Below are 1900 nucleotides of genomic sequence, written 5' to 3' on the forward strand. Positions count from 1 at the left end.
CACCAATGATGGTTGGCCCGAGTTTTGCCGATCAGGGGGTTCATTCATAGAAAACGCGCGCATCACCTCGCTTTGCCGGTCGGGAGCGACGTTGCCGTAGCTGGTAAACGTGGTCAAAACGTGTTCGTGCCCGAGATTCTGGCTCCACGCCTTGAATTCCTCGGGTGTACGGCAGACCCGTTCTCCGAGCCGCGCCAGTGTCTTCCGGAAGCTATGCGGGTTGAAATAGGGCAAGCCGGCCTGCTCGAACGCCTTTCGGAAGATCTCGCGAATCGGAGATGCGGTACTCCAATGCACGCGTGCGAGACCCGAAGCGCGGAATTGCTGATTGTTGCCCAGGGACACTTCGGTGGAGGGAAAAAGCGGGTCGTCGTTGCCCCACAGCTTTTCGGCCCGCAGGAAATCGGCCCACTCTTCCACGATCCGGCGCACCTCGTCCCCGACTGGGAAGAAGTAGGTCGTGAAGGTCTTGGAGAACTTGGTTCGAACCTCGCGCGCATCCTGGATAACACGCCCTTCAGCCAAGTCGATATGCTTGAGCTTCATAGAGGCGATTGCCCCATCCCGAGCACCTGTTAGAAGCGTGAATGCGATAACCGCCCGGTCCCGCAGCTCGATCTCCGTTTTCGCCGACATGCCACCAAGCACATGGACGATCTGTTCGACCGTTGGCGCCGGGCGTTCGGTATGGGCCTTAGCCTCCCGAGTTTCTTTTTCCGAAAGGTTAAAGTATTCGGCGTCAGCATAGGTAAGGCGGGACTTGTAGCCGGGCCTTCCAGCCAGCCATTGAAAGGAGGCTTTCAAGGCCGACAATACCGCGTGCATCGTCGCCTTGCTGAGCGGTTTGCCCGTGCGCTCGTTCCGCTCCTTCGCCAAATGCCGCTTGAAATTGATGGCCTGTTGGATATGGAATTGCCTGAAATCGCGGAATCCGGTGTAGGTCTCGAACCGGTGTAGCGCGGCGGCCACCCCGTCGATTGATGTCTCGCTGAGACGCTTGGCCTCCTTCAAATATGTCAGGTATTCCCGCTTCACACGCTCGTTCCGGGCGTTATGCGTCGTCATGGGTTTCCGCTCCTTCGCTGTAGTCACAATTCACGGTGGGGTCGGGGCTCTCCCTTATGCGTTCCCCTGCCAGTTCAATCGTGATCTCCAGATCACCCTTTACGTGATCAATCTTAGCGAGGCTGACACGGCGGTGAATTAGTAGATCGCAATGCGGACAGATGCCCCGAAGATTTCCGATCACGTCCGTGACGTGGATGCGATCGGCCATCCCGCCCGCCGGTTTCACCGCGAGGCGACACCTAATGCAGTAAATCTCTCCTGGCTTCAGCGTCGTCTTGTTCCGCCCCCGCCGTTCCTTGAGAAAATCGACAAGGGTGGATCCCAGGACGAGGGCGGGACGCCTGTCGTCGATGACCACAAGCCCGTCTCGGAGCCAATTCCGAACCGTGTTCTTGTGCTTTCCCAAGAGCTGAGCGATCTCCTCCACCGCGTAGTTCCGATGGATTTTCACGAGGCGATGGTTCGGGTGGTGGCTGCTCACGCTGGACTCCGCTCACGCATTGCTGACGCCCGAAGCTTCAAGGCCGTGCTCGATTAATGTCCGGATGATCGACAGGCTAGGTCTGTGGTCGTCGTGAGCCGGACAACCAGCTTGCACCTGCCTTGCGCCAGCCAAGGGCCTTGGCGATTGAACTAGCGATCATGGCGGACCCCGTCAGATAGCGGCCGTGCGGGATCGCATCCATTCCCGGACATCCTCCACACGCCACGCCGTCACCCGCGTCGACAGCTTGACAGGAGCTGGGAAGGTGCCAGCTTTCACCTTTCGCCAAAGTGTCGCGGACGAAAAGGGAACAATCGCGGGGATCAATCGAGATTGGCGAACGAAGCC

3 protein-coding genes are annotated in these 1900 nt (G+C 58.7%); all 3 read right to left on the minus strand.

Going from position 1 to position 1900, the window contains the following annotated elements:
• Window positions 1-1065, minus strand: a 1065-nt coding sequence (locus tag FVQ81_18475) for a tyrosine-type recombinase/integrase (GenBank protein MBW7998517.1), incomplete at its 3' end; no start/stop codon positions are given.
• Entirely contained in the window at window positions 1052-1549 is a 498-nt protein-coding gene (locus tag FVQ81_18480) for a helix-turn-helix domain-containing protein (protein MBW7998518.1), read from the minus strand. The genes FVQ81_18475 and FVQ81_18480, both read right to left, overlap by 14 nt.
• 174 nt (window positions 1550-1723) lie before the next feature.
• Window positions 1724-1900, minus strand: a 177-nt coding sequence (locus FVQ81_18485) for an AlpA family phage regulatory protein (protein ID MBW7998519.1), incomplete at its 5' end; no start/stop codon positions are given.

Source organism: Candidatus Glassbacteria bacterium (assembly GCA_019456185.1).
Lineage (GTDB): Bacteria > Gemmatimonadota > Glassbacteria > GWA2-58-10 > GWA2-58-10 > JAJRTS01.